This is a genomic window from Oscillibacter sp. (genome assembly GCF_031978065.1).
GTDB lineage: Bacteria > Bacillota > Clostridia > Oscillospirales > Oscillospiraceae > Oscillibacter.
In genome coordinates this window covers 1-4,540 of sequence record NZ_DALZCH010000163.1, presented here as the reverse complement: position 1 = coordinate 4,540, position 4,540 = coordinate 1, and the positions used below count along the sequence as shown (strand labels likewise).

The window sequence follows — 4,540 nt, the reverse complement described above, 5'->3', positions numbered from 1 at the left end:
AGCTCGGTCATCTTCTGATTAATCAATGTGCGGTCCTCGCCATTGCGCACACAATAAATAACGGCGTAGGCCATCAGGAATAAGCCAATTAAGATACCGGGGAACACACCGCCCAGAAACAGGTCACCGGTGGACACACCCGTGGCCAGAGAGTAGAGTACAAAGGGGATGGAGGGCGGAATAATGACGCCCAGACCTCCGGCCACGGCAATCAGTCCCGCGCTCCACCGGCGCTCATAGCCCAGACTGACCATGAAAGGAATGCACATGGAACCTACGGCGGCGGTGGTGGCCGGTCCGGAGCCGGAGATTGCTCCATAGAACAAACAGGTCATAACCACCGCGCAGGGGACGCCGCCGGGAAGGCGGCCCACAAAATAAGCAAAGAAGTTGAAAAGCTTTTTGGAAATGCCGCCCTCCGCCATAATAACGCCACCCAGAATAAACAGGGGGACTGCCAGAATGGGGGTGGAGTTGGCGCCGGAGAAAGCGTTATTCAGCAGCTGCGCAATGGAGCCGCCTTTATCCATCAGAAAGATAGGAGCGGCGGAGCCTAAAATCATGCTGATACCAATAGGAACAGAGACCGCAATGGCCACCAAAAATACGATAAATACCAATAATGCCGCCATTATTCGCCCGCTCCTTTCTCACCCTTGGCCAGTTCGGCCTCTTCGGCCGCATCCTGCATGGTTTGCTCCAAGGTGGTTAGCTCTTTTTCTTTGAAATGAATCACATGGATGATGGCCTGCTGCAAGCCCCGGACGGTTCCAAGAGCAAAGCCGATGAGCATCACGATGTATACAATCCACATGGGCCACAGCATGGCCGGAGAAGCCTCACCGCTACTCATTACGTTTTTGACGACTGTCACGGAGTAAACAGCCAGCAGGGCCATGGATCCGGTGGTAACCAGGTCCACCAAAATGTTGATAACCTTGCGCAGGAACCCGGAGAGCAAGTCTAGCAGTACGCTGACACGAAGCATGTTGCCCTTTCGAATGGTATAAGGCAAGGAAATAAACACGCTCCATATCCAACAGAAGCGGCAGAATTCCTCTGCCCACTGCAGGGAGGGAATCCAAGGAATGTTTCGGATAATAACCTGAATCAAACTGACGCAGGAAATTACCACAAGTAAAATGACCAAAATGGATTCCTCAAAGTGGTCATCCAGCCATTTAAGCGCTTTCATCTTCTACCTCCTATTTACTTGTATCTATTTGAGAGATGGTCGCTGGCTTTGTTCGGCCAGAATGGCCAGCAACTCCCGACGCATGGCCTCCACAGGCGGCTTTTGCCCAGTCCACAGCTCAATCTGCGCGGCACCCTGATAGAGCGACATGTCCAGTCCGTTAAGGACCCGGCAGCCCTTTTCCTCAGCGTTGAGCAAGAACTGGGTTTTGTCCGGATTATAGCAGGCGTCAAAATAGAACTGGCTGGGCTGTATATGCTCGGTAGGCATGGGAGACTGCCCGATGGAAGCCCCCATACCGACGCCGCTGGCGTTCAACACCACGTCACAAGCGGCCAGCTTGGAAAAGTCCTCATAATGCACAAATTCGGCCACCGGAGCGAAGTTCTCGTTGATGTCTGCGGCCAGCGATTTAGCACAAGGCTCAAATGCATCGGTTATGTAAATTTTTCTCGCTCCATAATGGGCAAGAACGGAGCATATGGCCCTTCCGGCGCCGCCGCCGCCGAAGCAGAAGAACACGGACTGGTCCACCTCAATGCCGCCATCCTGCGTAAGTGATGTGTAAAAGCCGATGCCGTCAGTGTTGTAACCGATCAATTTGCCGTCCTTTGTCTTGACTACCGTATTGCTGGCGCCCATCTTCCGGCACAAGGGGTCCAACTCATCGAGATAGCGCAGAACCCGGACCTTGTTCGGTTTTGTAACGGCAAAACCGGCAAAATTCATATAGCGCAATCCGTTCACAATGTCGCCCAGATGCTCCTTGTCCGCCTCTGTGTAAAAATAGAGCATGTTCAGTCCGGCGTCCTCATAACCGGCGTTCTGCATCCGGGCGGCAAAGGACTGATCCAGAGGCGTGCCGATCAGTGTAACCATTTTTGTGCTGATGTCGATGTTCATGGGGTAACCTCTTTTCTGTATTTTAAGTAGATGATTACACACCGTGCTGTGTACAATATGCTTTGGCGGTTTCCAGACAGCGGGCCACATGTCCGGCGGCGCCTAGCTTTGCAATGTTTTGGATATTGGGCAATTCAATGGAGCATGGATTATCAGGAAGCGCCTTCAGCAGCCCCGCAATGTCCACCGTGCCTTCTCCGCAGTAAGCCCGCCCCTCACGAACCACCTGCATGAATTCGGTGTTCATCTCCTTTGGGCAGTCGCACAGGTGAATCAGGCCAAACCGCTCCGGCGCCAGAGCGCGGATGTCCTCAGGTGTAACTTTGTCCCAGTAAGCATAAATCATGTCCATCAAAATTTTAAGATTTGGAGCATTTATCTGATCCTGAATTTTGACGGTATCGGCCAGGGTTGTCAGCCCGGAGACAGCAGGAAATTCCAGATTAACAGTCAACCCAAATTGATTTGCCTGCTCACAGAGCATACCCAGTCGATCAACGGCAAAATTGTAATCCTGCGTCCAGACGCTGGACAGCACCTGTGTTGCACCCAACTTGGCACCCTGCTCAAAAGCTTCGCGGTAGTCGGAGGGAAGATCTTCCCGGATACGCATCAGTTCAATGTCCAAAAGCTTCATTCCTGTATCCTGAAGTTTTTTTTGAATGGCTCTGGCCAAGTCCGGGTCCCGTTCCAAACAGACGGGAGGCTCGCCGGGAAGTCCCATGGGAATTGTTCGTAAACTGACAAAATCAAAACCCGCATCTTGGGCAATGGCAATCTGATCCAATGGGTCAATTCCCGGAACCGTCAGATATGCCAACGAAAATTGCTTCATGGTTGTCTGGACTCCTTTCATGTGCGCTAGGCAAAATTGCTAATTTTCGCTTTGCTATGGCTCAATTTTATATTAAAGATACAAAATAAGTCTAATGCTTATTTTTTATTTATCTATCAATATTTTTCATAATTAGAGCAAATTTGTTCGTTTTATTTCTTCCATTACCCAAAATTTTTTACAAATTAATTGTTGGATATCTACAAAACGCTGAGCATGTGCAAGTCGAATTATGAATGTATTGGCTGCGCGAGAGGGTAAAAATGAAGCCGACAGGTTCTCTTAAATTTCGTGATAAAGGCAATCTATGCGATGATATAAAAAATGTATTGGATTCTTTTCCCAGCATTTCTTAATATAAAGAAAAATGTAAAATTGGAGGGATTAGTAATGAAACTGCCGTCATTCGTGACACTATGTGAGGTTGGCTTAAGAGATGGACTGCAAAACGAGAAGGAGCAACTTTCCACTCAAAAAAAGTTGGAATTGTTGGACGGGTTGATTGATGCGGGATTCCGGGTAATTGAGGTCGGCTCTTTTATGAACCCCAAGGCGGTTCCTCAAATGGCGGATACCGACGAGATATACCGTTTGATTGGGAATGTCCCGGGTGTGGAACTTCGCGCCCTGATTCCAAATCTGAGAGGAGTACAGCGCGCGGTGGACTGCGGCTGCAAAAAGGTCAAGCTGAACGTCTCTGCCAGTCGGCAGCACAACCTGAAAAATCTAAATATGACTCCGGAGGAAAGCGTTGCGGGATTTGCGTCCTGTGTTCAGGCGGCTGAGAATCAAGGAATCGAAATTTCTGGGTCCATTTCCATGCCCTTTGCCTCCCCGTGGGAGGGACGAATTCCGCAGGAAGAGGTGGATGCGATTATCCAAGCCTATTTAAAGGTGGGCATAACAGAGATTTCCCTTTCAGACGCATCTGGTATGGCAGTTCCCAATCAGGTCTTTGATATGTGCGCACATGTACGGGAAGTATATCCGCAGATATCTTGGTGGCTGCATTTTCACAACACCCGAGGTCTGGCCATGGCCAACATTTTGGCTGCCATGGAGGCCGGAATGACTCAGTTTGACAGTTCCTTCGGCGGTCTTGGCGGCTGCCCATTTGTTCCGGGAGCTGCCGGCAATATTTCCACCGAGGATGTGCTCCATATGTGTGAAGAGTCGGGAATCGACACGGGAATTGACATTGTAAAAGTGATTGCCCTTTCGCGTCAGCTCAGGCAGCTTTTGGGGCACGCCACAGATAGTTATATTCTGCGTGCGGGCCGCTCCCGGGATCTGATCCAGATGCGCAACAACTGACGTGGAGCTGGCTGCTCTCCATTCTTATAAAAAAAGCGGCATGACCGAAAGGTCATGCCGCTTTGACATAGTGTATAAACGTAAAAAACGAAAGCTACTATCTGAGGGTGCGGGAAAAGAATAGCCGAATACCAGAGAAGGGGAGTGTAGCGGGCAGTTAAAATTAACGACCTCTACATAAAAAACGTGTTCCGCCATCCGATCGGATGGCGGAACACGTTTACTTAAAAAGTAACGCTTACTTCCCGGCCTTGGCGGCGCGAACGGCGTCGGTCAGCAGGGGGGCAACCTTG

Annotated in this window: 5 protein-coding genes; 1 reads left to right on the top strand and 4 read right to left on the bottom strand. The window is 50.2% G+C overall.

Annotated features, from left to right (window positions below; translation table 11 throughout):
* The 4 genes from RTK01_RS15940 to RTK01_RS15925 all read right to left on the bottom strand — a co-directional run.
* Positions 1-632 (bottom strand): TRAP transporter large permease subunit (locus RTK01_RS15940; protein ID WP_312281916.1); only part of this gene is annotated, 632 nt, incomplete at its 3' end.
* Positions 632-1,195, bottom strand: coding sequence for a TRAP transporter small permease (locus tag RTK01_RS15935; protein ID WP_312281915.1), 564 nt, complete (start codon positions 1,193-1,195; stop codon positions 632-634). The genes RTK01_RS15935 and RTK01_RS15940, both read right to left, overlap by 1 nt.
* Before the next feature lie 24 nt (positions 1,196-1,219).
* Positions 1,220-2,098: a shikimate dehydrogenase gene (locus RTK01_RS15930; protein WP_312281914.1), complete on the bottom strand. Its 879-nt coding sequence runs from the start codon at positions 2,096-2,098 to the stop codon at positions 1,220-1,222.
* A gap of 34 nt (positions 2,099-2,132) precedes the next feature.
* Complete coding sequence (locus tag RTK01_RS15925) at positions 2,133-2,933, bottom strand: TIM barrel protein (RefSeq protein WP_312281913.1); 801 nt, start codon at positions 2,931-2,933, stop codon at positions 2,133-2,135.
* Between the two features lie 390 nt (positions 2,934-3,323).
* Here RTK01_RS15925 and RTK01_RS15920 point away from each other — a divergent pair, with 390 nt between their 5' ends.
* The gene (locus tag RTK01_RS15920; RefSeq protein WP_312281912.1) at positions 3,324-4,247 is read left to right on the top strand and encodes a hydroxymethylglutaryl-CoA lyase; all 924 of its coding nucleotides are present in this window, start codon (positions 3,324-3,326) and stop codon (positions 4,245-4,247) included.
* Positions 4,248-4,540 lie beyond the last annotated feature (293 nt).

Bases quoted from the DNA above. Each gene is read 5' to 3' on its own strand.
- RTK01_RS15935 (WP_312281915.1), bottom strand. From the start codon at position 1,195: ATGAAAGCGCTTAAATGGCTGGATGACCACTTTGAGGAATCCATTTTG.
- RTK01_RS15930 (WP_312281914.1), bottom strand. From the start codon at position 2,098: ATGAACATCGACATCAGCACAAAAATGGTTACACTGATCGGCACGCCT.
- RTK01_RS15925 (WP_312281913.1), bottom strand. From the start codon at position 2,933: ATGAAGCAATTTTCGTTGGCATATCTGACGGTTCCGGGAATTGACCCA.
- RTK01_RS15920 (WP_312281912.1), top strand. From the start codon at position 3,324: ATGAAACTGCCGTCATTCGTGACACTATGTGAGGTTGGCTTAAGAGAT.